Source organism: Bacillus sp. FSL E2-8900, from assembly GCF_037966225.1.
GTDB lineage: Bacteria > Bacillota > Bacilli > Bacillales > Bacillaceae_G > Bacillus_A > Bacillus_A cereus.
This window is the reverse complement of record NZ_CP150193.1, coordinates 4,268,151-4,291,136: the sequence shown is the minus strand read 5'-3', so window position 1 is coordinate 4,291,136 and position 22,986 is coordinate 4,268,151. Positions and strand designations below refer to the sequence as shown.

Here is a 22,986-nt window from a genome sequence, read left to right as displayed (position 1 = left end):
AATGTAAATCAATGATAAAATAAAAACGAACACAAGTTCTATTTTATAAATTTAAAAAAGAGGTGTCCGTATGATTTTAGGTATTAATCCGTACTTAGTTTTAGATGGTAGTGGGCAAGAAGCTGTACAGTTTTATAAAGAGGCTTTAGATGCAAAAGTAGAAGTTATGCAAACTTTTGGTGACATGCCTGAAAATCCAGAATACCCGATTCCAGCTGAAGCGAAAGAGCGCGTTTTACACGCTACTTTAAAAGTTGGTAATACGGATCTTATGATTTCTGATACATTCCCAGGTCAAGGGCATGCAATCGGATCTCAAGTAACAATCGCAATTCAAATTAGTAATGCAGAAAAAGCAAAAGAAGTATTCGATAAGTTACAAGAAGGTGGAGAAGTTATCATGCCACTTCAAGAAACATTCTGGAGCCCAGCATACGGACAAGTAAAAGATAAATTTAATATTGAATGGCAAGTTACAACATCTACTACCGAACAAAAGTAATTTTTAGAAAAGCACCATGTTTTGAAATGGTGCTTTTTTTTATACAATAAAAAATAAAGGAGATGGGATATATGGGAGAAATTTGGTATGGCGGCACCATTTACACAGTGAGAGAAGAAAATGAAAAAGTGGACGCTGTTTACGTTGAAAACGGTACGATCGTTGATGTTGGAAGTAAAGAAGAGTTAGAAAACCAATATGCCGCGGTTACATTGTACGATTTAAAAGGCAAAACAATGATCCCAGGTCTCGTTGATAGTCATATGCATCTTATTGGGCATGGAGAGAGATTACTCCGTCTAGATTTATCAAATTGTACATCTTATGGCGAAGTGCTTACTCTTGTTCAGAAGCGAGTGGAAGAAGCTCCAAAGGGCTCTTGGATTATTGGAGAAGGATGGAATGAAAATAACTTTACAGATACGAAAGATGTTCATGCGCGTGATTTAGATGAAATTTCGAAAGAACATCCCATTTTATTAAAGCGAGTTTGTCGTCACGTTACATGGGTGAATTCATACATACTGCAAGAAGCGAATATAACAGAAAAGGCAGAAGATCCAAAAGGCGGGAAAATTGGTAGAGATTCATCAAATAAGTTAACAGGGCTTTTATATGAACAAGGGCAAGAATTAATTAAACATGTTCAGCCAGAAATTGATGAAGCTTATTTACAAAGAGCTCTGCAAACAGCGATTAAAGATTGCTGGAAATACGGACTTGTTGGCGGGCATACGGAAGATTTAAATTATTATGGTGGTTTTAGAAAAACATATAATGCGTTTTCTCACGTTATAAAAGAAATGCCATTTAAAGCCCATTTGCTCGTTCACCATGAAGTAGCACATGAACGAAGAGAATATGAAAATGAACATTGTATTGAATTTGGAGCAATGAAAATTTTCTCTGACGGTTCTTTTGGCGGAAGAACAGCATTATTAAGTGAACCGTATGAAGATGCGAAGGAAACAAATGGAGTTGCGATTTTCTCACGTGAAGAACTTGCGGAATTAGTAAAGAAAGCACGAGATTTACATATGCCAGTTGCGATTCATACTATCGGTGACTTATCGCTTGAATATGTCATTGATGCACTCGAATTATATCCACCAGCAGAAGGGTTACGTGACCGTATTATTCATTGTCAGCTTGCTCGTGAAGAGTTGATAGAAAGAATGAAAAACTTGCAAGCCATTATCGATATACAGCCAGTCTTTCTTTCATCAGATTTTCCGTCAGTCATTGAAAAACTAGGCGAGCACCGTCTTCGTTATGCGTACGCTTGGAAGACGTTACTGGAAGCAGGATTACACTGCAACGGTGGCTCAGATGCTCCCATTGAACAAGTGAATCCGTTTTTAGGCATATATAGCGCTGTTACACGTAGAAGTTTTATTGACGGTATATGCTATATGCCTGAGGAAAGATTAACGGTTTATGAGGCTGTTTCTTTATTTACAACAGGAAGTGCCTATGCAATCGGAAAAGAAGCGAAGCGAGGGCAAATTGCAAAAGGATATGAAGCAGATTTTACAATATTAGACCGCAATATTTTTGAAATTGAGGCAGAAGAAATAAAAGAAGTACAAGCAGAAATGACCGTAATAGATGGCCAAGTTGTCTATAGAAAAGATGCGTAAAAATATATGAGCGGTTTTCGGAATATATCGACTTACCGACAAAAACTGACAAGAATAACGGCCGGATAGTAAGAGATTATTGTTCGCGCCAATCGGGGGAAATAAATAACCGCAGAATTATGGAATTCCATAATTCTGCGGTTATTTTAATCTTATAAAAACGTTCTCTGTACTTTTTCCCAGAAAGAGTTGTTTTTTAATTTAACTGTTTTAATTTGTTTATCGCTTAAGCGTACAACAGCTTTTTCCACTTGTTTAATGCTAAGCGCTTCGTTATCCATGCCGATAACAGGATAATCGTTACCGTCTGGTCTTAGTTTTAAAGTTAATGTACGTTCGTGATTTAAAATGAAAGGTGAACCGAGCGTACGGTAAGTGTTGTTGTTTAAAGATGCTAGTTCGCTTACTTGGAAACATGGGATAAGCGGGTCAACAACTGCACCATGCAATGATTTATTGTAAGCAGTACTTCCTGTTGGGGTAGAAACTACTAAACCGTCCCCTCTAAATGTTTCGAAATATAAATCATCAACATGAACATCTACAACGAATGTTTTAATAATGCTAGAACGTAATGAGAACTCATTTAAACAATGGAAAGATGTACTGCCATCTACATCTACCTGAATTGTTGGATATTTTCGCACTTCAATTTCATTTTTTGTAATTTCTTGAAGGGCTGTATCAACGTGATCAATATGGAAATCGCAGTAGAAAGAAATTTCATCTTTCGTAGAAATCCCTGCGTATAAGCAATCTTCTCTAAAACCAGTTTTACGAACGGCTTGTAAGAAGGTTGCATCATCTCCAACACTGACGATAGCGTTTGCATTTTTTGGATGATCTAATATGGTAAATCCATTCTCTTCTAAAATACGATAGATTGGTTTCATTTTTTCAACGAGCGTTGCTTTGTCATCACCATAAAAGAAAAATAAATTGCGACGATCTGCCATTATGTATCCCTCCACTGCAGTTAAATTTTCTGTTTTTCGTGCTACATATCATTAGAGTCCGTTCCCTGATGATATGTTCAAATAATATATTTCGATATAAATTGTCAAAATACCTTTTTATTTTTAGAAAAATTTTTATATTCAATCTTATAAAACTCTGTTTAACGATGAATAAACTTGTCGATAATGGGTACGGAGTGAAAGGATGATACGTATGAAGTGGCTCGTAATTGGAATAATAATTCTTCTTCTTTTTATTTTGTTTATACTATTGTCGAAAATAAAGCTTAAGGTGACATTTTTATATTCAGAAATGGAAAAGCAATGTTTGCTTCAAGTGAAAATATGGATGATTCGATATACATTTGATGTGTTGGAAAGAATTGAAAAACAGCAGAAAAAGACAGGACAGAAAATCGAAAAAGCTGAAGAGGACGGCGGACTCGATAATAAAATTATGGCGCAACTTGACAGCATTGGTGAACTGATAAAAAAGCTTCAAGAAGTTCATACTATTGTTAAAGATTTTCTCAAACGAGTGAAAATCAATGGTTGGAAATGGCATACACAAATTGGAGCAGGCGATGCAGCTAGTACTGGAATTGTCACTGGATATGCATGGGGGACAAAAGGTATGGCTGCTGGAGTTGTCGGACAATATATGCATATTGTCGACGTACCAGAATTTGAAATTACCCCAGTTTTTCAAGGGAAAGGATTTGCATCAAGATGCGAGTTAACAGCATCTTTTCGTATATTCCGCGCTATAAAAACTGGCGTCAAATTACTCGTATTTATGAGAAGACAAAGATCTGGTATGACAGAAAAATCTGTTCAAGCATAGGGGGGATATAGAATGGACCATCCAATTCAAGGTTTAATGACAACAGCAATGCAGCATTTAAAACAAATGACTGATGTAAATACAATTGTTGGTGACCCAATTAAAGCGGCAGATGGAAGCGTAATTCTTACAGTTTCGAAAGTAAGTTTCGGATTTGCTGCTGGTGGAAGTGAATTTGGTAAAGTAGAACATTCAGGCCGTCATCCATTTGGCGGGGGAAGTGGTGGAGGAGTTTCTATTAATCCTGTTGCCTTTCTTGTTATAAATGGAGATGGTGTGAAAGTATTGCACTTAGATAAACAAACACACGTCATCGATAAGATAATTGAATTAGCGCCACAAGCTGTTGATAAAGTGAAAGAAATGATGGATAAACGAAAAGAAGATGATCCTGAATTTCAAATTTAACGAATAAAGAAGCTAATCAATAGGTTAGCTTCTTTAATTTTTTTGTAAATAAAGCGATTTTATTTGCATTATCGATAGGGACAAACTATCATTTACATTGTACATATTTTGTTTAAATAAGGGAGGATTTTCAAGTGGCAAACGTAACTTTTAAAGGTAATCCAATGACTTTAGTTGGAACAGAAGTTAAAGTTGGCGATCAAGCGCCAAACTTCCAAGTATTAGCAAACGACTTATCTCCAGTAAGTTTAGAAACATACAAAGGCGAAGTGAAATTAATTAGTGTTGTACCTTCAATCGACACAGGTGTGTGTGATGCACAAACACGTCGTTTTAACCAAGATGCAGCAGGTATTGAAAACGCGAAAGTATTAACAATTAGCGCTGATTTACCATTCGCTCAAAAACGCTGGTGTGCAGCAAACGGTTTAGAAAATGTTGTAACACTTTCTGACCACCGCGACCTTTCATTCGGTGAAGCTTACGGCTTAGTAATGAAAGAGCTTCGTTTACTTGCTCGTGCAGTATTCGTAGTAGATAGCAATGACAAAGTAGTTTACGCAGAATACGTAAGCGAAGGTACAAGCCATCCAAACTATGAAGCAGCATTAGAAGCAGCTAAATCTGCGAAGTAATGTGAAGAGAATGACCTCTTATAAAGAGGTCGTTTTTTCTCATATATTGCTCTGTAACAGCATCGATATATGAGAAAAAACGTTATATCATATATAACTAAAGGGGAGCTCTTTACAGGAGGTCGCTTTTTCTTTTTGGAAAAAATCACTTTGTGGTATGATATAAGTTATGTGTAAAAGAGAGAAGGAGGAATGTACGTGAGTCAGACAGTAGAAACATTATTTTCTATTTTTGATTCTTCTGCGGTAGTTTTACGTAAAGAATTAGATGTAACATATTTAGAGGCGCTTGTAGAAACAGGTGATAACTTGTTTGAGGGAGCGATTTTACAAGAGGAATTATCCGAATCAGCAATTGAAAGGCTGAATCGTGAATATAGTACGTTTAATGAAGAAACATATAAAGGTGAAGAAATTCGTAAAGCATTTCAGTTAGCCATCTTAAAAGGAATGAAAGAAGGCGTACAAGCGAATCATGAAATGACGCCTGATGCAGTTGGAATGTTCATGAGTTACTTATTCCATAAATTTATGCAAGGTCAAAACGAGATCATAGTTTTAGATCCTGCAATTGGAACAGGTAATTTAATGACTACAGTGTTTAATAGCGCCAAAGAAGGACTAACAATGAGTGGATTTGGTGTAGAAGTGGATGAAGTGCTAATTAAACTTGCTTTAGTAAATGCAAATTTACAAAAGCATGCAATCGAATTCTTCCATCAAGATGGACTAGCACCACTTTATATCGATCCAGTTGATGCAGTCGTTTCAGACTTACCGGTTGGTTATTATCCAAACGAAATCGGTGCAAGTGAATATAAATTAAAAGCAGATGAAGGAATGTCGTATGCCCATCACTTATTTATTGAACAAAGTGTGAAACATACGAAAGAGGGCGGTTACTTATTCTTCTTAGTACCAAACTTCATTTTTGAAAGTGACCAGGCACCAAAATTACATGCATTTATTAAAGAAACATGCTTTATTCAAGGGTTATTACAGCTTCCTGTTTCCATGTTTAAAAACGAGAAAAATGCAAAAAGTATATTTGTTCTCCAAAAGAAAGGCGCTAATGTAACAATGCCAAAACAGGCATTATTAGTGGAGTTGCCTAAATTCTCTAACATGAAGGCGATGGAAGACATTATGGATCAATTAAATACTTGGTTTGCAACACATAAATAAAGCTGGGTATATGTAACAGTATTAGTGATTCATGTAGTACAGTTTTATATAATATGTCATATTTTTAAATATATACAAGATTTAACTGAATTTTTTTGAAATCTGTAATATATATTTTTTCTTGGTGTTACAATTTTTTCACTTGAAATATATGTCGTACGATGTTTAAATTAAAATCGTGAGTATAAAATTTGCTAATGATGAAACGTTTTCATATTTGGTGAATTTGATCAGATAAAATCGAGCGGTTTGTGGAAACATCCACACAACTACCAAGAGAAAAAGGGGCGAAAGACTAGATGTCAAAAATCATCGCGATTAACGCAGGAAGCTCTTCCTTAAAATTCCAATTATTTGAAATGCCAAGTGAAACAGTATTAACAAAAGGTTTAGTAGAACGTATCGGTTTAGAAGATAGTATCTTCACTATTACTGTAGATGGCGAAAAACAAAAAGAAATTACAAACATTCCAGATCACGCAGTAGCAGTTAATATGCTTCTTAAAAAGTTAACTGAAAACGGAATCGTTAAATCTCTAGATGAGATTGGCGGTATCGGTCACCGTGTTGTTCACGGCGGCGAAAAATTTGCTGACTCTGTTTTAATTACTGATGAAGTATTAGCTGATATCGAAGAATTAAGCGATTTAGCACCACTTCATAACCCAGCAAACGTTGTTGGTATTAAAGCATTCCAAGAAGTATTACCAAACGTACCAGCAGTAGCAGTATTCGATACAGCATTCCACCAAACAATGCCGGAATCTGCATTCCTATACAGCTTACCATATGAGTACTATGAAAAATTCGGCATCCGTAAATACGGTTTCCACGGAACTTCTCATAAATATGTAACTGAGCGTGCGGCTGAATTATTAGGTCGTCCAATTGAAAGCTTAAGCTTACTTTCTTGTCACTTAGGTAACGGTGCAAGTATCGCAGCAGTAGAAGGCGGTAAATCTATCGATACTTCTATGGGCTTCACACCACTTGCTGGTGTAACAATGGGTACACGTTCTGGTAACCTTGACCCTGCGTTAATTCCATACATCATGGAAAAAACAGGCCAAACAGTAGAAGAAGTAGTTAACGTATTAAACAAGAAGAGTGGTATGTTAGGTCTTACTGGTTACTCTAGTGACCTACGTGACATCATTGCGAAAGAAGAAGAAGGCGACCACCGTGCGAAAGTAGCACTTGATGTATTCGTAAGCCGTATCCACAAATACATCGGTTCTTACACTGCTCGTATGAAAGGTGTAGACGCAATCATCTTCACAGCTGGTGTAGGTGAAAACAGTGCGATTATTCGTGAGCGCGTATTAGAAGGCCTTGAGTACATGGGCGTATACTTCGATGCAAAACGTAATAACGTATTCGGTGAAGAAGCATTCATCAGCTTCCCACACTCTCCAGTAAAAATTATCGTAATTCCAACTGACGAAGAAGTTATGATTGCTCGTGACGTACTACGTCTTGGAGATATTGGTTAATATATGAAAAGAAAGACGAGATCCTATAGGATTTCGTCTTTTTTCTTTTGGATGTATTTTAAAACTCCATCTGGATATAATATTTTTTCTTTCTGAATGAATGCCGTAATAGGAATCCATTTCGCATATGCTACTGTTTCCTCATCTTGTATATTTAATATTTTCATTTCATATAGTGACGTGTCTAATAAACGCAAAGAATATAGTTGAATGATTTCATGACCAATGTCTCCATCGAGATGAAAGACATTTTCTAAACACCCTAAATAATTGGTGATTTCTATCTCCGTATGAAGCTCTTCTTTAAACTCCCGAATAACAGTATGTGCTGATTTTTCACCAAGTTCAATTGAACCGCCAAGAGGACGATAATATATTTCGCCTTCTGTATAATATTCTTGTACGAGAAGGCGATCTTGATGTACAGCAAGACCGAAAGCTTTTGCACGTGGATACATATAGAATCACTCCTTATTTGTTTTGTATAAGGACGATTATAATGTATGGTGTGATAAAAGTATCGTGTATTTAAGTGTGCGGTCTAATTGTAATTCCATCAAATAAGTCTTTCCAAAATGCTTCATTGTATTGGTATACATCCATAATAGGACATTTCATAACGCAAATACGTTGTAATCCCCAATCTTCTTGGGTGATAGTTGGTATATCGGCAGGAATTAGTAACAGGACAGAGAATGTATGTGTAACGATTTGAGATAAACTTTGTTCTAGGGAACATGCTTCTTCATATGTTCCTCCAGTTCGAATAAATAATATGGATTCTGCCGTTTCAATTGTAGCTAGAAAACGATTAATACGATGTTCATAGTTTAACTTAATTTCTGTATAAGAAGGCCAAGAAGTTGGTGTATTTACATCTGTTTTAAAGTCATGACAGGAGTCAATTTCATAAAGGTTGTCCCTTAATCTTAATTTTGCATCATCATCCCAAAATGAGATGAAGGATAAATTTTCGAAATTTAAAAAGCGGTCAAATCGATTTTGTAATAATACATTCACTTTTTCTAATGAGGGACTTAGCATAAAATCAATAACGCCAAAAAATGGTGATAATTCTAATTGATATAATGCCCAAGCGGGCCAGCAGTTTTGTCCTAAGCTGAATACCGCATTATATTCTTTTTTTATATCGGATAGATTCATGTGATTTATCTCATCCTTTTTGTTAATATTTTATGCCATTCAAAAATGGTATGTGAATAAAGATAGACAAGCATATTTGCAAAGAATAAGCAGAAATATGTTACAATAGAAAAAAATCGAACGAGGTGGTTGTTACGATGCGATCGAAGCGAGAACAAGCCATTTTAGACAATATAAAAGAATGGGAAGCGCAATTAGTTGAGCAAGAAGCGACCGATTTTCAAAAAGTGTTTGATAAATGGTTACATGCTACAGTTGCGAAATTACCTGAGAAAAAGCGAAAAGAATTCTTCACGAAAGCAGATGGATGGCTCTTTCATTTGCATGCATTTATTCAAAGTTCACAAGCACAGTTAGATGCACGTAATCGGATTTTAGGAACATCAAGGTTATTTGATGAATCGATTGAACAGCTTGAAGATTTGAAAGCATTATCTATTGATCAATTAACATACATAGCAGAGCAGCAAACAGCACGTCATCGTCTATATTCATTTGTACAAGGTGGGGCAACAGGTGCTGGAGGTTTATTATTATTAACGGCGGATTTTCCGGTTATGATCGCGTTAAATGTGAAGGCAGTCCAACTTATTGCAACATCATTTGGACATGATGTGAACAAGCCGTATGAAATGATGCTTGCGTTAAAGGTGTTTCATGCGTCATTACTACCAGGAAGACTTCAGCAATATGCATGGTACAATTTATTGCAAGAGCTGGAGCAAGAAGATTCGTTCTTTTACGAAGGAGACGAAGCAGTGCTACAAACAGCTTCTACTGAGGTTGTGTTAAAACAAATTTTGAAGACATTTTCGATTTATGCTCTTCGTCGTAAATTATTCCAAGGTATACCGGTAATTGGAATGGCAATTGGATCTACAGTGAATTATCGTTTAACAAGAAACGTTACTGAATTTGCAAATAGATTTTATCAAGTGCGCCATATAGTCGAGAAAGAAAAAAGAGCATAAAAAAGCGAGAGGCCGAAGCCTTTCGCTTTTTTAATTTGTTGCATGTTTTTTGGACATTGGAACAGATACTGGCTGCTTTTCTGCTGTTTTTTCTGTTTTTGGATAATAAATTAAATCCAATGTTTTTGCCTGTACGGCAATCGAAAGAATAGTAAAAGCAATTTCTGTCCAATTTAAATAATATAATGAAAGCGCAAGAACAATCGCGTCAAAGACGAAGAAAATTTGCCCAATTGTAAAACGAGTTCGTTTACTTAATACAATTGTTAAAATATCGTCTCCACCGGTTGCACCGCCAAATCGTAATATAAAACCGAGTCCAATACCAGCTAACGCACCGCCAACTACTGCAGCTATAAATAAGTTATTTGATAAATCTACCGTAAATGGAGAATAATTTTCCATAAAGGAATAAAATACTCCGAATGAAATTGAACCTAGGAATGAATAACCAACCATTTTTCTACCTAAAAATGAAGCGCACAGTAAAATAATTGGGATATCCATTAATACAGTTGAAATAGATGGTGAAATATCATAAAAGTTTTGAATGAATAGTGCAATTCCTACAAATCCACCTTCTGTTAAGTGGTTTTGGAAGTGAATGTGATATAGCGCTGCTGCTAAAATAAATGAACCGATTAAAACCATAAAAATTTCTTTAATAATTTGCCGACTTTGGATGTTCCTCATCGTTATTCCTTCTTTCCGTAGTTAGTAGTCCTTTTTGTGTTGTAAACTAACTACGAGCTCACATGTAGCTTTCAGTTAGTTTACGAAAAAACTAACTACGCTATATGTCGCTGAAGAAATAACGAATAATCCTCTCGTCCATCAATTCTCCCTACCTTCGTTTTAGTTTAAGTCTTAAAACGACTAAACAAAACGTGGAGTAGGATTCGTCATTTAGCAATCCTGCTCTTCTTTGTTTTGTTTAGTTAGTAACAATTAAGTCCTAAACAAAACGCTATGTGTAAGAAGAGTCTTTTTTTTGCCAAATTATCCTTCGGGCAATCATAATTTCCCCACTCTCGTATTTTTTTCGCTAGACTAAAGTATCTGAGCTGAAAAATACGCTACGTGTATGATTCGTCAATACGATGCCACATGCTCCTTCGAGCGATCATGATATCAAAATCCCTTCCTTCAAGATTTATACTATTATATCATACTTTTAAAAAATGTATGCGGATGGAAACCGACAATAAACGGAGGGAATCTACAAAAAATGTTATGTTTAAATATTTTTGTAGAAAAGCCTAAGTTATTTCGGAGGATTGGACAGTTTATAACGGTTTGTCCAATAAGTAAGAAAAAAGGGTTTTATTCCGTTGTGTTCTTTTCATCACTTTTATCTTTAAAAAACGCATCCCAACTAATTACACTTAAAAAAGTTAAAGTGATAATAACGAAAGCACGCATAATTTTTAAACCTCCTTTTGTACATAGTATATGAATCATTCGATTCGGAATGTGTCATTTTTTTACAAGTCTTAACTATTATGAGAGTATATTAATATAGATAGATGAAGGGGAGAGTGAAGGTATGCTAAAAGAAATGTTCAAAAGAAAAGAATTAATATGTATTTCATGTCAGAAAAAAATTCAATATGAAGAAGAGCTTGTTGCTTTTGTAAAGTTGCCGAAAGAAAGAAGTATATTAGTTGGTCCATTCGATGTATGTTTGGCGAAAACAGCACAAGAAATATATTGTAAATCATGTTAGGACAAAAAAAGCATGACCCAAAGTTATTGAGGGGCATGCTTTTTTCATTGGTGTGCTTTCCCCTCAGATACATTTTGAGTGAGTCGATACCAAAGCCAAAGGTCATTAATGATGGAAGCAAGATCGGCAATTTCTGAATTTAGTTTACAAGAAACTTCGAAGTCTTCTTCGTTATTTAAATAATGTTGTTTTGTATTAATATAGTGCTCAAGTTCTTTTATACGATCAGGAATTTTCCCGCGAACTTGTTCCCATTTTAGTAAAATAGCATGTTGCATTTTTTCGGGGATTTCTTCCCAGTCTTCTTGTAAATGTGGAATTTCAATTCCTAGATGTTCATCGTATAAGAAATACTTTTCCATAAGTTCACCCCCGTTTTCCTGCTTATATTGTACATAAAAACAGAAAGAAGTTCGACGAAATTGTTTGAAAAAATTTGAAAATGACTCTTGATACATTTTGTGAAAGGTGATAAAGTGTGAATTATTATAAAAGAAAATGAATATTTATTCTTTAGGGGGATGCAAAATGGAGAAGAAAAAAGTTGTATTAGCATATTCCGGAGGTCTTGATACTTCCGTTGCAATTAAATGGTTACAAGAGAAGAATTATGATATTATCGCGCTTTGTTTAGACTTAGGGGAAGGTAAAGACTTAGCATTTGTAAAAGAAAAGGCACTTTCAGTAGGTGCAATTAAATCATATATGATTGATGTTCAAGAAGAATTTGCAAACGAATATGCATTGATGGCGATGCAAGCACACACATTATACGAAGGGAAATACCCTCTTGTCTCTGCATTATCTCGTCCGCTTATTGCGAAGAAATTAGTAGAAATCGCAGAACAAGAAGGCGCAACTGCAGTTGCACACGGATGTACAGGGAAAGGAAATGATCAAGTTCGTTTTGAAGTTTCTATTCAAGCATTAAATCCTTACTTAGAAGTGATTGCACCTGTACGTGAATGGAAGTGGTCACGTGAAGAAGAAATTGCCTATGCAAAAGAAAACGATGTACCAATTCCGATTAATTTAGATAGCCCGTTTTCAATCGATCAAAACTTATGGGGACGCAGCAACGAATGTGGAATTTTAGAAGATCCATGGGCAGCGCCGCCAGAAGATGCATATGAGATGACATTGGCATTAGAAGATACACCGAATAAACCAGAGTTTGTAGAAATCGGATTTGAAGCAGGCGTACCGACTACTTTAAATGGCACTGCATATTCACTTGCAGAATTAATTAAAACGTTAAATGCGCTTGCTGGAAAACACGGCGTTGGACGTATTGATCACGTAGAAAATCGTCTTGTCGGTATTAAATCTCGTGAAGTATACGAATGCCCAGCAGCAATGACGTTAATCACTGCGCATAAAGAGTTGGAAGATTTAACACACGTAAAAGAAGTAGCACATTTTAAACCAGTGATTGAACAGAAAATAACAGAACTTATTTATAATGGTTTATGGTTCTCGCCTTTAAAACAAGCGCTTCATGCATTTTTACAAGAAACGCAAAAGAATGTAACAGGTACAGTGCGTGTGAAATTATTTAAAGGTCATGCGATTGTAGAAGGACGTAAATCTGAATACTCTTTATACGATGAAAAATTAGCAACATATACTGCTCAAGATGAATTTAATCATGATGCAGCAGTTGGATTCATTTCATTATTCGGTTTACCGACGAAAGTATACAGCCAAGTGAATCAAAAGAAGGTGGAAGCGTGAGCAAACTTTGGGGCGGACGTTTTACAGAAGAAGCGGAAGCATGGGTTGAAGAGTTCGGAGCATCCATCTCCTTCGATCAACAATTAGTAAATCAAGATATAAATGGGAGTATGGCACACGTAACGATGCTAGCAAAGCAAGGCATCGTTACGCAAGAAGAAGCAGAGAAAATAAAGATAGGTCTTCAATATTTATTGAAAGAAGCAAAAGAGAATAAGCTACAATTTTCAGTAGAAGCAGAAGATATTCATTTAAACATCGAAAAAATGTTAATTGAACAAATTGGCGAAGTAGGAGGAAAACTTCACACTGGCCGAAGTCGTAATGATCAAGTAGCGACAGATATGCATTTGTATTTAAAAGAAAAGGTAGAACATATTATAAAAGCTACAAAGCAATTGCAAACTGTTCTTGTTCATCAAGCAGAAAATAATATTGAAACCATTATGCCTGGCTATACGCATTTGCAACGTGCTCAGCCGATTTCATTTGCTCATCATATTCTCGCTTACTTTTGGATGTTAGAGCGTGATGTGAATCGTTATGAAGATTCGTTAAAACGTATTAACATTTCGCCATTAGGAGCAGGAGCGTTAGCTGGAACGACATTCCCGATCGACCGAGAGTATAGTGCGGAGCTTCTTGGATTTAATGGAATCTATGAAAATAGTTTAGATGCAGTAAGTGATCGTGATTTCATACTGGAGTTCCTAAGTAACTCCTCTATGCTTATGATGCACTTATCACGCTTTTGCGAAGAACTTATTTTATGGAGTAGCCAAGAGTTTCAATTTATTGAAATGAGCGATCAATATGCAACGGGAAGCAGCATTATGCCGCAAAAGAAAAATCCGGATATGGCGGAACTAATCCGTGGTAAAACAGGCAGAGTATACGGTAATTTATTCAGTTTACTCACAGTAATGAAAGGATTACCGCTCGCTTACAATAAAGACTTACAAGAAGATAAAGAAGGAATGTTTGATACAGTTAAAACAGTAGAAGGATGCCTTCATATTATGGCGGGCATGCTTGAAACGATGACTGTAAACAAAGAAAAAATGGGGCAAGCTGTGACGCAAGATTTCTCCAACGCAACAGAAATTGCTGACTATTTAGCGAACAAAGGACTACCATTCCGTCAAGCTCATGAAATTGTTGGAAAGTTAGTGCTATATTGCACACAAAAAGGAATTTATTTATTAGATGTCTCTCTTGAAACATATAAAGAAATGAGCTCCTTATTTGAAGAAGATTTGTATGAAGTGCTGTCACCATATGCAGCTGTAAAGCGTCGTAACAGTGCTGGCGGGACTGGGTTTGAACAAATCAAAAACGCTTTGGAGAAGGCGAAGGGGTTAACGAAAGAAGTTATTAAGAGTTGAGTTGGGAAGTACGCTAGTCTATTAAAGTCTGGCGTACTTTATTTTTTACTAGCATTTAAGTTACAATGTAGTAAAAAATAACAATTTAGGGGAAGTCTATGAAAAAAATAGTGTTGATCATTGTACTGTTAATTAGCTTAATTGCAAATGCTAAAGTGTTTCTTTTGGACAAATATATGTATGTTGGTGAAAAAGAAAAGCGAGAAGAAGCGGTTATCGCAACGATGTGGCATTTACAAGATAAAGGATATAAAGAAAGTGATATTTTATATATAAAACCGGCCTTTTATAGCAAAATGGATTCGTATGGTATGAATGTACAGTTTAAAGATGAACCAAATGAATCATATACATATAGAGTTTTAAAAGATGCGAAAACAAATAAACTAACTGTACACCAAGATAGCAATGAGTCTGGTGGTATGGGCGGGAAACATCAAGAGCTTAAATAAAGAAAGAAAACGACTGATGGCATTCGCCTGCAGTCGTTTTCTTTTAATCATACTTATGTCGATCTTCCGTAATTCGAATATACTCAATATCCATCAAATCACGAAGTAATGCACCATTACTTAGTTCAACGCCGTGCTTCTCTTTAAAATGAGTGCGAATCGTATCTAGCATTTCAATTTCTTTTCCGTTTACGTCTAAAATAATGCGTTCAGAATCATCCATATAGCATCCTCCTTTTTTACACATATATATTTTGTCCGTCTATTTCTAAAAAATGTATGTTAACGTAATGTTAGGAAATAAGAAAGGGATGAAAAATGAGACGTATTTATTTTATAGGGCTAATTTTGTACACGCTAATTGTATTGCATGTTGCATTCCCAAATATCTTTTCATTTGAGGATTTAGAAACAGTACACGTTGCGATATTTATTTTTGCTCTATTTGTAGTAGATTGCTTTATTTCTATATGGCTTTCGAAAAGAAAAGATATACAAGGCAAAAAAGAAATGGAACGGAAAAAGAGAAAACGTTCATTTTGGATGATGACATACTGTTTGTCTGTAGTGCTTACTGCTGCTTTTTTTAGTGAACATATTCCATTAGAAAGAGTAAATATTGGATTTGGAGCATTCGTATTCGCATACTATTTTTTTATGCACTTTCTTCCTTATATGAAAGAAAAGCGAGGCGAAGGGGAAAATCCGCTTGTAGAAGAAGCGAAAGAACAAGAGCATAAGAGAATAGAAGGGGATATAAAGAAACTTGGAGAACAAAAGTGGTATTTAAAATCAAAAATCATATACGTTCTTTGCTTTATTACGCCGCCAATTGGTTATTTGTATGTTTTCTTATTTCGTAAAAAAATGATAGAAGGTGCAAAGCAAACGTACTTAACGATCGCGACGATTATGATGGCATTATGGTCTTTGAAGTTTCTGCCGCCTTATGTATTGGCAATTACCGTTGTTGTCGTAGCATGTCTTGTGTTTATAGTGAAGTTGATAAAATGAAAAACACCAAGCCTATGTGGACTTGGTGTTTTATCTATAAATTAAAGCTCACCTTGCTCCTCATCACCACGAACAACAAGGACATCGCATTTCGCATAGCGAATAATATGTTCAGAGACGCTACCAATTAGGAAACGTTCAACAGCATTTAAACCAGTTGCACCACACATAATTAAATCTACTTTATGGTTTGGAGCGATTTCTTTTGAAATTTTAGATTTAGGATTACCAAATTCTAATACAGTTTCAATTTTTTCAAGACCAGCTTCAAGCGCAGTTTTTTTGTAGTCTTCTAATAAGTCTTCTGCAAATAGATTTGCACGTTCCGCAATTGCACGGCTATAAGCCTCTACTGCTGAGTACGCTTTTACATCAACGATATGAGCGATTGTTAATGTTGCATTGTTGCGCTTTGCGACTTGAATTGCTTTTTTAAAGGCTTTTTCTGCTTCTTTAGAACCATCCACCGCGATTAAAATATTTGTATATGTATTATTCATAGTAAATTCCTCCCAATCTGTTTTATAACTGTTTACAACTTAATTATAAAACAAATTTTGGTAACGTGCTTGCCAGAAACGTTACAGAATTTTGAAAACTCTGTTTCAATTCATTTTAGTTGTAATTGGAGCGAGAACTTGTTACATATGAAGTATAGCAATTTAAAAGGGGGCAGTTTTGTGAGACATGCGCTCATTACAGCCGGTACGAAAGGTTTAGGAAAGCAAGTAACAGAAAAGTTATTGGCTAAAGGCTATTCAGTAACAGTAACGTACCATAGCGATATCACGGCTATGGAAACGATGAAAGAAACATATAAAGATGTGGAAGAGCGTCTACAATTCGTGCAAGCTGATGTCACGAAAAAGGAAGATTTACATAAAATAGTAGAAGAAGCGATGAGCCGTTTTGGCAAAATTGACTTTTTAATTAATAATGCTGGTCCATATGTATTTGAACGAAAAAAGTTAGTTGATTATGAAGAAGATGAATGGAATGAAATGATTCAGGGAAATTTAACAGCGGTATTTCATTTATTAAAACTTGTCGTTCCGGTCATGAGAAAACAGAACTTTGGCCGTATTATTAATTACGGATTTCAAGGGGCGGATAGTGCACCGGGATGGATTTATCGTTCAGCTTTTGCCGCAGCGAAAGTAGGACTTGTTTCATTAACGAAAACAGTTGCTTATGAAGAAGCGGAGTATGGTATTACTGCGAACATGGTATGTCCTGGTGATATTATAGGCGATATGAAAGAGGCAACTATTCAAGAAGCACGTCAGCTGAAAGAGCATAACACACCGATTGGTAGATCTGGAACAGGTGAAGATATTGCAAGAACCATTTCGTTTTTATGTGAGGACGATTCCGATATGATTACCGGTACAATTATTGAAGTGACTGGTGCAGTGGATGTTATTCATAGACATCGATAGAATAAAATAAGATGAAGTTTCGAATAATTGGACAGTTTATCCATTGTGCTGAGAGGTGCGGATAATACTGTCCTTTAATATAAAATTAAATCTATCGGAAAACTCGTGTTATTTTTTGTCAAATATTGAGATATTATGTTAAAATATAAGAGCGTAGAAAGCGCTTTAAAAAATGATTCAGGGGTCATTTCATAACTCAAGGGGGAACTAATCATGCGTATCGGTATTCCAACAGAAATTAAGAACAATGAAAACCGTGTGGCAATGACGCCAGCGGGAGCAGTACATTTAGTACAAAATGGTCACGAAGTTTTTGTTCAAAAAGGAGCAGGTTTAGGATCTGGCTTTACAGATGAAGAATACGTACAAGCGGGTGCGAAACTTGTAGAAACTGCTGAAGAAGCATGGAATCAAGATATGGTTATGAAGGTAAAAGAGCCAGTAGCAAGTGAATACGGCTATTTCCGTGAAGGCTTAATCTTATTCACATACTTACACTTAGCTCCAGAACCAGAATTAACGAAAGCATTAATCGATAACAAAGTTGCATCAATCGCATACGAAACAGTACAATTAGACAATCGTTCTTTACCATTACTTGCACCTATGAGTGAAGTGGCTGGTCGTATGTCTGCACAAATCGGTGCACAATTCCTTGAGAAAAACAAAGGCGGTAAAGGTATTTTACTTGCAGGCGTTCCAGGGGTAAAACGCGGCAAAGTAACAATCATCGGCGGTGGTCAAGCTGGTACAAACGCAGCTAAGATTGCAGTAGGTTTAGGTGCAGATGTAACAATCATTGACTTAAGTGCAGAACGTCTTCGTCAATTAGATGATATTTTCGGTAACCAAGTAAAAACATTAATGTCTAATCCATACAACATTGCAGAAGCTGTTAAAGAATCTGACCTTGTTATTGGAGCGGTATTAATTCCGGGTGCAAAAGCGCCAAAACTTGTAACTGAAGAAATGATTCAATCAATGGAACCAGGTTCTGTCGTTGTAGATATCGCGATTGACCAAGGTGGTATTTTCGAAACAACTGATCGTATTACAACTCATGACAACCCAACTTACGAAAAACATGGCGTTGTTCATTATGCAGTTGCTAATATGCCAGGTGCAGTTCCACGTACGTCAACTCTTGCATTAACAAACGTAACAGTACCATATGCAGTACAAATTGCTAACAAGGGCTACAAAGAAGCTTGCTTAGGCAACACTGCATTATTAAAAGGTATTAACACATTAGATGGTTATGTAACATTCGAAGCAGTTGCGGAAGCTCACGGCTTACAATACGCTGATGCAAAAGAGCTTCTTGAAAAAGCTCCTGCTTTATCATAATAGAAATACATTTGAGACCTTCCTTTTCGTGAGGAGGGTCTTTTTTATATGGAGAAATAACATGTGAATAATTGTTATTTATTGGTGTAAAAAAATTTTTATTATGATAATTTAGAATTATATAATAAAAAGAGGGGATTCGATGGGGAGCAAAAAGAGGAAGAAAAAACAGGCAAAGAGACAAAGGTATATAAAGAAAAAACAGGAACAGAACATACCTTTTTCACAAAAAGTAGTCATTACGATAGAGAAAACATTTCGGTATATTTGTATGTTCTTGTATGTGATTTTTTGCTTGTATTTATGTGGGATATTTAAAAGTTTGGGGATAACCCCCAATGTTATTGAAAGTACCTTAGGCGTTCTACTTGTTATGGTAGAAGGAATCTTATTCTTTATATTATTTGATAAAGTATGGCCTAGTCATGAAAGTAAAAAAGATAGAAAAAGAAGCAAAAAATCTTCATACGCTTCAAGCTCATCAGGTGGATTCGGTGACTACAGTAGCAATGACTGTAGTAGCTCAAGTGATGGTGGAGGAGATTGCGGAGGTGGTGGAGATTAAGTTAGTTTTTTAGAAGAACGACTAATGAAAGGATGGGACGAAAGATGGAGACTGTGAACTTAATAGAATTAACAAAGGATATTAAAGATCAACATAAAAACTTCGTCGTTTCAAATATAAACAGTCATTGCTTACGAATCGCTGTATTTACTGGTGAATATGATTGGCACTATCATTCTAATTCGGATGAATTATTTATTGTGCTAGAGGGAGAGTTACTTATTGATTTTGAAGATGGAGAAACGGCGGTTTTAAAGCCAAATGATTCTATTTTAATTCCAGCATGTACGATTCATAGAACGAGAGCATTAAAGAGAACGGTAAATCTTTGTTTTGAACATATAGAGGCTGATACGATTATAGTGGAACAATTATGAAAAAATTATCTGTAGCCGAGTATAGAAAAGTTCTTCCGGTTTTAGAAGGTAATACAAGAACGATGACATTTGCTTATGCGGTATGTGATCAAGTGGTAGATGGTGAGGTTTTTGTAAACGGGCAATTAACAGCAGGATTAATTATTACAGCTAACGGTATCTATTATTTATTTGGTGATACTGATGATCAAAATTATAACGAAGAGTTATTTTCATATTTAAAAACGGCTATTGAAAAAACAGAGAAGAGATTTACACTCTTTACTTCAAGTGAAGAGTGGGAAATGATGTTAGAAGAGCGTTTTAGTAATACACTTCGGAACATCCCGCGAATGAAATTTCAAAGGGTAACCTTTGAGGAGAGAAAACGAGATTTTAACAAAAATACATATGAAGTGAAGCGTATTGATAGAAGAGATATAGAGCGAAGCAGTGAATTTAAAGAGGAGTACTATAAAGAATATTGGGGATCAAAAGAAACGTTTTTGAATAGTGGTTTTGGATTTTGTATAGAACAAGATGGGATAATTGTAGCTGAATGTGTCTCAATATTTAGCGGGAATGGTTATGCTGAAATAGATATTGCAACACATGAAGCGTATCAAGGGAAAGGATTAGCTCAAGCTGTTGCAACACGGTTCATTGAACATTGCATGCAAAATGATATTATACCGAGCTGGGATTGTTATGTAGACAATATTCCTTCGCGAAAATTAGCTAGTAAATTAAGTTTTTATCATCCAATAGAATATAGTTTGTTTGTACGTAAGAAAACGGGGGAAGAAAAATGAATGTAGAATTAACGAGATTTAAAGTTAAGCCTGGTAAGAGTCATCGAGTAGATGAATGGATGCAACTTCTTAATGACAATATGAAAGAAGTACTTTTGACATTAAACGACGAAAAGATGTATGTTGAGACAATTTTCCGGGAAATAAGAGATGGAGAAGAGTACTTATATTGGTATTCTGTGCAAGGAGAAGGCGGGGCTCTTGTCGAAAATTCTCATTATGAAATCGATAAAAAGCACTTAGCGTTTTGGTATGAATGTATCGATGAAGAAGCACCGTCTATTGATATGAAAACAGAAGTTGTTATGATTCAAGATGTTGTGAAGGAAGCGATGAAATAATAGAATAGTATTTCAGAGAAAAGCGCACCAAAATGGATGTGCTTTTTATTATGAAAAAATTGATAAAAGCTATATTTGGATATCTTTAAGTGAAAATAAGGAGGGATATCGAGAATATTTTAGGATAAACTATAAAGTGAAACTTTAATCAGTGGGGGGCATCCCCCACTGATTATCAGCCCTCACCAATCGGGCTTTTACGGGCAGTTCGACCCCAACCTAACTTCTTTGCTTCCGCTGAGTTTTGATGTGGTGTCTTACTGCCCGTTAATGCGGGATAAAGAAATAAAAAACACAAAACCAAAAAACTTACCAATATAAGGTGTATTCGTAACAGGAAAAACAGAGGATTTACAAAGTTTACAAGGGTCACCGTATATTAAGGCTGCTGTAAGAGGTGTAACAGTTGAGAAATATTGATTACAAGTAATTAATGTGAATAATCAGAAAATTTATGTTATAATATGGGAAAAGGAGGTTTATATGAGGCAAATACATGGAGCAATTTATATTTACATAACAATGTTTTTCGTGGCGGTATCCTATGGATTGGGGCACGTGTATTCGCATCCTATACTAACTTTTTTAAGCGGAGCATGTATGGCGTTTGCGCTTCTTGTCCACCTTTTCTCGGTTTGGATCGTGAAATTTCAATTAAATATTAGTGAAATAGAAGAAGGCACTTTTTGAGTGGCCTTCTTTTTTAGTAATATTGGCGAAGCCCTGGTAGCAATTTTTCAATTTCACATTCGGTTTCTTTACATATGGAAAGTGTACGTAGTCTGAAAAATAAGCTACGTAAGAAAGATTTTATATTTCCGTATAAAAATTCGTATGATTCAATATGTAGCGTGGATTTTTTTACTTGTAATTGAGCTACTAAATCATGAAGGGCTAATATGAGTACTTCTTCCTTTAGGTCATTTTGCAGCATTGCGACAATCGGATAAACGATACGTTCATCTTCTTCATATTTGTAGTAAATAGAATGAACACAAACTTTGTTTAATAAAGTTTGTAATATTTCTTCGTAATATAAAGTTTCCAGTTTAGGACTATTCACAAGCGCCTCAAATGTATCGGAAGCATGAGCGATACTATGTGCCCAGCCGTGGTCTTGGACATATCCACGGAAATCATGCTCGTTGTTCATATATAGAATTAATTGATCTTTTACAGTTAAAATATCATTCTGTGATAAGAAATTATGATTTGTATCTGCATCTATAATGAGGGCAATTAATAATGTTGTAAATGCTCGGGTAAATACGGCATCTTCGTCATCCGAATGAATCTTATACAATAAATATTTTTCACTAATGCTTTCTAATAATAATTTCTGTAAGTGTGTATGTGAAATGTAGTCTTTTTTGATGAGATGATAAAAAGTAGAGTAAATAAGTTTGTCTCTTAAATAGCTATCGGTAACACCGATGTGCTCAAGCATATTGGAACTTAAAGAATCAATGTTAATTGTGTTGTCCAGTATGTAATTATTATTACGAATTTCTTCTAACTGTTGTTGTAACATATAAACCTCCTGTTTTAGAAAATTCTGTATTTTTATAATATAATAAGAGGAAGAAATAGACAATAAATAAGTGCATTTGAATGGAGGGGGCATTATGAAGAGAGCATTATTCTTTTTCATTAGTATTTTCTTTTTAGGAAGCTGTTCCATTTCGTATGTTACTTTTTCTAGCGAGAGCAAAAGTTGGACTGGACAATATAAAGGGCATATTAAGGATGACAGTGAAGATGGGATGTTTACGTTTCAATATAAGGGCGGGGATGGAAAGACAGAATTTAAAAACTTAGAGATTGCTATTAATGGAGCCTTTAGTACAATGACACAAACGTCAGAAGTTCATAGAGGAGCAAAGGTTGAAATGAAGTCTTCTTGTGTAAGTTGCGCGCCTATCTCTAAAGATGAACCAATAGAGATTGTGATTAAATGGGATGATAAGTATGAGGAGAAGATGGTGCTAAATTTGAAATAGCCTAGAGTAAGGAGTTA

At 35.5% G+C, this 22,986-nt stretch carries 29 protein-coding genes; 21 read left to right on the top strand and 8 right to left on the bottom strand.

The annotated features are described in order from the left end of the window. The first annotated feature begins 70 nt into the window (after positions 1 to 70). A complete protein-coding gene (locus NST90_RS21970) occupies positions 71 to 502 on the top strand; it encodes a VOC family protein (protein WP_000600350.1) in 432 nt (143 codons plus the stop codon). 71 nt (positions 503 to 573) lie between these two features. After that, the gene (locus NST90_RS21965) at positions 574 to 2,142 is read left to right on the top strand and encodes an amidohydrolase (RefSeq protein WP_006926457.1); all 1,569 of its coding nucleotides are present in this window, start codon (positions 574 to 576) and stop codon (positions 2,140 to 2,142) included. Positions 2,143 to 2,294: 152 nt separating this feature from the next. On the opposite strand, the gene NST90_RS21960 is transcribed toward NST90_RS21965, so the two are convergent. Further along, positions 2,295 to 3,098 (bottom strand): NAD kinase, encoded by an 804-nt coding sequence (locus NST90_RS21960; RefSeq protein WP_000785177.1) that lies wholly within the window; start codon positions 3,096 to 3,098, stop codon positions 2,295 to 2,297. Between the two features lie 205 nt (positions 3,099 to 3,303). Between NST90_RS21960 and NST90_RS21955 the strand changes: the two genes are divergently transcribed. The 5 genes from NST90_RS21955 to ackA all read left to right on the top strand — a co-directional run bounded on the left by NST90_RS21955 (position 3,304) and on the right by ackA (position 7,663). Next, entirely contained in the window at positions 3,304 to 3,942 is a 639-nt protein-coding gene (locus NST90_RS21955) for a DUF2953 domain-containing protein (RefSeq protein ID WP_002164419.1), read from the top strand. A 12-nt stretch (positions 3,943 to 3,954) separates the two neighbouring features. Further along, positions 3,955 to 4,350: a GerW family sporulation protein gene (ytfJ, locus tag NST90_RS21950; RefSeq protein ID WP_000350003.1), complete on the top strand. Its 396-nt coding sequence runs from the start codon at positions 3,955 to 3,957 to the stop codon at positions 4,348 to 4,350. Between the two features lie 134 nt (positions 4,351 to 4,484). Next, positions 4,485 to 4,985 (top strand): thiol peroxidase, encoded by a 501-nt coding sequence (gene tpx / locus NST90_RS21945; RefSeq protein WP_000024525.1) that lies wholly within the window; start codon positions 4,485 to 4,487, stop codon positions 4,983 to 4,985. 198 nt (positions 4,986 to 5,183) lie between these two features. Continuing rightward, positions 5,184 to 6,170, top strand: coding sequence for a class I SAM-dependent methyltransferase (locus tag NST90_RS21940; RefSeq protein WP_283748100.1), 987 nt, complete (start codon positions 5,184 to 5,186; stop codon positions 6,168 to 6,170). A 299-nt stretch (positions 6,171 to 6,469) separates the two neighbouring features. Continuing rightward, a complete protein-coding gene (gene ackA, locus NST90_RS21935) occupies positions 6,470 to 7,663 on the top strand; it encodes an acetate kinase (protein WP_000034575.1) in 1,194 nt (397 codons plus the stop codon). Positions 7,664 to 7,686: 23 nt separating this feature from the next. Here ackA and NST90_RS21930 read toward each other — a convergent pair whose 3' ends face one another. Together NST90_RS21930 and NST90_RS21925 are read right to left on the bottom strand one after the other, a co-directional pair. Further along, the gene (locus NST90_RS21930; RefSeq protein ID WP_000283500.1) at positions 7,687 to 8,121 is read right to left on the bottom strand and encodes an NUDIX hydrolase; all 435 of its coding nucleotides are present in this window, start codon (positions 8,119 to 8,121) and stop codon (positions 7,687 to 7,689) included. Positions 8,122 to 8,191: 70 nt separating this feature from the next. Beyond that, the gene (locus tag NST90_RS21925; RefSeq protein WP_001053734.1) at positions 8,192 to 8,827 is read right to left on the bottom strand and encodes a DUF1796 family putative cysteine peptidase; all 636 of its coding nucleotides are present in this window, start codon (positions 8,825 to 8,827) and stop codon (positions 8,192 to 8,194) included. Positions 8,828 to 8,964: 137 nt separating this feature from the next. Between NST90_RS21925 and NST90_RS21920 the strand changes: the two genes are divergently transcribed. Continuing rightward, positions 8,965 to 9,798, top strand: a complete 834-nt coding sequence (locus NST90_RS21920) for an EcsC family protein (RefSeq protein ID WP_001256850.1) — start codon at positions 8,965 to 8,967, stop codon at positions 9,796 to 9,798. Between the two features lie 30 nt (positions 9,799 to 9,828). On the opposite strand, the gene NST90_RS21915 is transcribed toward NST90_RS21920, so the two are convergent. Then, positions 9,829 to 10,491 (bottom strand): YitT family protein, encoded by a 663-nt coding sequence (locus NST90_RS21915; protein WP_001244515.1) that lies wholly within the window; start codon positions 10,489 to 10,491, stop codon positions 9,829 to 9,831. 853 nt (positions 10,492 to 11,344) lie between these two features. On the opposite strand from NST90_RS21915, the gene NST90_RS21910 reads away from it, so the two are divergent. Further along, complete coding sequence (locus NST90_RS21910; protein ID WP_283748099.1) at positions 11,345 to 11,524, top strand: hypothetical protein; 180 nt, start codon at positions 11,345 to 11,347, stop codon at positions 11,522 to 11,524. A 44-nt stretch (positions 11,525 to 11,568) separates the two neighbouring features. Here NST90_RS21910 and NST90_RS21905 read toward each other — a convergent pair whose 3' ends face one another. Continuing rightward, on the bottom strand, positions 11,569 to 11,886 hold the full coding sequence (locus NST90_RS21905; protein WP_000417218.1) for a hypothetical protein: 318 nt from the start codon (positions 11,884 to 11,886) through the stop codon (positions 11,569 to 11,571). Between the two features lie 166 nt (positions 11,887 to 12,052). Between NST90_RS21905 and NST90_RS21900 the strand changes: the two genes are divergently transcribed. From NST90_RS21900 to NST90_RS21890, 3 genes are all read left to right on the top strand, one after another. Further along, on the top strand, positions 12,053 to 13,258 hold the full coding sequence (locus NST90_RS21900) for an argininosuccinate synthase (protein WP_000412315.1): 1,206 nt from the start codon (positions 12,053 to 12,055) through the stop codon (positions 13,256 to 13,258). Then, positions 13,255 to 14,643 carry an argininosuccinate lyase gene (gene argH / locus NST90_RS21895; protein WP_000041295.1) on the top strand — a complete coding sequence of 463 codons (1,389 nt, stop codon included), beginning with the start codon at positions 13,255 to 13,257 and terminating at the stop codon, positions 14,641 to 14,643. Before NST90_RS21900 ends, argH begins: the two co-directional genes overlap by 4 nt. A gap of 98 nt (positions 14,644 to 14,741) precedes the next feature. Continuing rightward, positions 14,742 to 15,095, top strand: coding sequence for a DUF3139 domain-containing protein (locus NST90_RS21890; protein ID WP_000725032.1), 354 nt, complete (start codon positions 14,742 to 14,744; stop codon positions 15,093 to 15,095). 43 nt (positions 15,096 to 15,138) lie between these two features. On the opposite strand, the gene NST90_RS21885 is transcribed toward NST90_RS21890, so the two are convergent. After that, a complete protein-coding gene (locus tag NST90_RS21885; RefSeq protein ID WP_000342760.1) occupies positions 15,139 to 15,318 on the bottom strand; it encodes a hypothetical protein in 180 nt (59 codons plus the stop codon). A 95-nt stretch (positions 15,319 to 15,413) separates the two neighbouring features. Here NST90_RS21885 and NST90_RS21880 point away from each other — a divergent pair, with 95 nt between their 5' ends. Beyond that, a complete protein-coding gene (locus tag NST90_RS21880; protein ID WP_076875949.1) occupies positions 15,414 to 16,109 on the top strand; it encodes a hypothetical protein in 696 nt (231 codons plus the stop codon). Positions 16,110 to 16,150: 41 nt separating this feature from the next. Here NST90_RS21880 and NST90_RS21875 read toward each other — a convergent pair whose 3' ends face one another. Then, positions 16,151 to 16,609: a universal stress protein gene (locus NST90_RS21875; RefSeq protein ID WP_001066673.1), complete on the bottom strand. Its 459-nt coding sequence runs from the start codon at positions 16,607 to 16,609 to the stop codon at positions 16,151 to 16,153. Between the two features lie 147 nt (positions 16,610 to 16,756). Between NST90_RS21875 and NST90_RS21870 the strand changes: the two genes are divergently transcribed. The 7 genes from NST90_RS21870 (at position 16,757) to NST90_RS21840 (ending at position 21,659) form a co-directional block, all read left to right on the top strand. Further along, entirely contained in the window at positions 16,757 to 17,548 is a 792-nt protein-coding gene (locus tag NST90_RS21870) for an SDR family oxidoreductase (RefSeq protein WP_002024902.1), read from the top strand. A 213-nt stretch (positions 17,549 to 17,761) separates the two neighbouring features. Then, complete coding sequence (gene ald / locus NST90_RS21865) at positions 17,762 to 18,895, top strand: alanine dehydrogenase (protein WP_001219403.1); 1,134 nt, start codon at positions 17,762 to 17,764, stop codon at positions 18,893 to 18,895. A 142-nt stretch (positions 18,896 to 19,037) separates the two neighbouring features. After that, on the top strand, positions 19,038 to 19,460 hold the full coding sequence (locus NST90_RS21860) for a hypothetical protein (protein WP_000534941.1): 423 nt from the start codon (positions 19,038 to 19,040) through the stop codon (positions 19,458 to 19,460). Positions 19,461 to 19,504: 44 nt separating this feature from the next. After that, positions 19,505 to 19,837, top strand: a complete 333-nt coding sequence (locus NST90_RS21855; protein WP_000450926.1) for a cupin domain-containing protein — start codon at positions 19,505 to 19,507, stop codon at positions 19,835 to 19,837. Next, on the top strand, positions 19,834 to 20,628 hold the full coding sequence (locus NST90_RS21850) for a GNAT family N-acetyltransferase (protein WP_000736763.1): 795 nt from the start codon (positions 19,834 to 19,836) through the stop codon (positions 20,626 to 20,628). The genes NST90_RS21855 and NST90_RS21850 overlap by 4 nt, the downstream gene beginning before the upstream one ends. Continuing rightward, on the top strand, positions 20,625 to 20,969 hold the full coding sequence (locus NST90_RS21845; RefSeq protein ID WP_001100209.1) for a DUF6176 family protein: 345 nt from the start codon (positions 20,625 to 20,627) through the stop codon (positions 20,967 to 20,969). Before NST90_RS21850 ends, NST90_RS21845 begins: the two co-directional genes overlap by 4 nt. A 483-nt stretch (positions 20,970 to 21,452) precedes the next feature. Next, positions 21,453 to 21,659, top strand: coding sequence for a hypothetical protein (locus NST90_RS21840; RefSeq protein WP_001248908.1), 207 nt, complete (start codon positions 21,453 to 21,455; stop codon positions 21,657 to 21,659). A 13-nt stretch (positions 21,660 to 21,672) separates the two neighbouring features. On the opposite strand, the gene NST90_RS21835 is transcribed toward NST90_RS21840, so the two are convergent. Beyond that, the gene (locus NST90_RS21835) at positions 21,673 to 22,500 is read right to left on the bottom strand and encodes a DUF2785 domain-containing protein (protein WP_000941469.1); all 828 of its coding nucleotides are present in this window, start codon (positions 22,498 to 22,500) and stop codon (positions 21,673 to 21,675) included. 94 nt (positions 22,501 to 22,594) lie between these two features. On the opposite strand from NST90_RS21835, the gene NST90_RS21830 reads away from it, so the two are divergent. Beyond that, positions 22,595 to 22,969, top strand: a complete 375-nt coding sequence (locus tag NST90_RS21830; RefSeq protein ID WP_000816709.1) for a hypothetical protein — start codon at positions 22,595 to 22,597, stop codon at positions 22,967 to 22,969. The last annotated feature ends 17 nt before the right edge of the window (positions 22,970 to 22,986 follow it).

Coding starts and splice junctions, on each gene's coding strand:
- NST90_RS21970 (WP_000600350.1), top strand. CDS start 71: ATGATTTTAGGTATTAATCCGTACTTAGTTTTAGATGGTAGTGGGCAA.
- NST90_RS21965 (WP_006926457.1), top strand. CDS start 574: ATGGGAGAAATTTGGTATGGCGGCACCATTTACACAGTGAGAGAAGAA.
- NST90_RS21960 (WP_000785177.1), bottom strand. CDS start 3,098: ATGGCAGATCGTCGCAATTTATTTTTCTTTTATGGTGATGACAAAGCA.
- NST90_RS21955 (WP_002164419.1), top strand. CDS start 3,304: ATGATACGTATGAAGTGGCTCGTAATTGGAATAATAATTCTTCTTCTT.
- ytfJ (WP_000350003.1), top strand. CDS start 3,955: ATGGACCATCCAATTCAAGGTTTAATGACAACAGCAATGCAGCATTTA.
- ackA (WP_000034575.1), top strand. CDS start 6,470: ATGTCAAAAATCATCGCGATTAACGCAGGAAGCTCTTCCTTAAAATTC.
- NST90_RS21930 (WP_000283500.1), bottom strand. CDS start 8,121: ATGTATCCACGTGCAAAAGCTTTCGGTCTTGCTGTACATCAAGATCGC.
- NST90_RS21925 (WP_001053734.1), bottom strand. CDS start 8,827: ATGAATCTATCCGATATAAAAAAAGAATATAATGCGGTATTCAGCTTA.
- NST90_RS21920 (WP_001256850.1), top strand. CDS start 8,965: ATGCGATCGAAGCGAGAACAAGCCATTTTAGACAATATAAAAGAATGG.
- NST90_RS21915 (WP_001244515.1), bottom strand. CDS start 10,491: ATGAGGAACATCCAAAGTCGGCAAATTATTAAAGAAATTTTTATGGTT.
- NST90_RS21910 (WP_283748099.1), top strand. CDS start 11,345: ATGCTAAAAGAAATGTTCAAAAGAAAAGAATTAATATGTATTTCATGT.
- NST90_RS21905 (WP_000417218.1), bottom strand. CDS start 11,886: ATGGAAAAGTATTTCTTATACGATGAACATCTAGGAATTGAAATTCCA.
- NST90_RS21900 (WP_000412315.1), top strand. CDS start 12,053: ATGGAGAAGAAAAAAGTTGTATTAGCATATTCCGGAGGTCTTGATACT.
- NST90_RS21890 (WP_000725032.1), top strand. CDS start 14,742: ATGAAAAAAATAGTGTTGATCATTGTACTGTTAATTAGCTTAATTGCA.
- NST90_RS21885 (WP_000342760.1), bottom strand. CDS start 15,318: ATGGATGATTCTGAACGCATTATTTTAGACGTAAACGGAAAAGAAATT.
- NST90_RS21880 (WP_076875949.1), top strand. CDS start 15,414: ATGAGACGTATTTATTTTATAGGGCTAATTTTGTACACGCTAATTGTA.
- NST90_RS21875 (WP_001066673.1), bottom strand. CDS start 16,609: ATGAATAATACATATACAAATATTTTAATCGCGGTGGATGGTTCTAAA.
- NST90_RS21870 (WP_002024902.1), top strand. CDS start 16,757: ATGAAGTATAGCAATTTAAAAGGGGGCAGTTTTGTGAGACATGCGCTC.
- ald (WP_001219403.1), top strand. CDS start 17,762: ATGCGTATCGGTATTCCAACAGAAATTAAGAACAATGAAAACCGTGTG.
- NST90_RS21860 (WP_000534941.1), top strand. CDS start 19,038: ATGGGGAGCAAAAAGAGGAAGAAAAAACAGGCAAAGAGACAAAGGTAT.
- NST90_RS21855 (WP_000450926.1), top strand. CDS start 19,505: ATGGAGACTGTGAACTTAATAGAATTAACAAAGGATATTAAAGATCAA.
- NST90_RS21850 (WP_000736763.1), top strand. CDS start 19,834: ATGAAAAAATTATCTGTAGCCGAGTATAGAAAAGTTCTTCCGGTTTTA.
- NST90_RS21845 (WP_001100209.1), top strand. CDS start 20,625: ATGAATGTAGAATTAACGAGATTTAAAGTTAAGCCTGGTAAGAGTCAT.
- NST90_RS21840 (WP_001248908.1), top strand. CDS start 21,453: ATGAGGCAAATACATGGAGCAATTTATATTTACATAACAATGTTTTTC.
- NST90_RS21835 (WP_000941469.1), bottom strand. CDS start 22,500: ATGTTACAACAACAGTTAGAAGAAATTCGTAATAATAATTACATACTG.
- NST90_RS21830 (WP_000816709.1), top strand. CDS start 22,595: ATGAAGAGAGCATTATTCTTTTTCATTAGTATTTTCTTTTTAGGAAGC.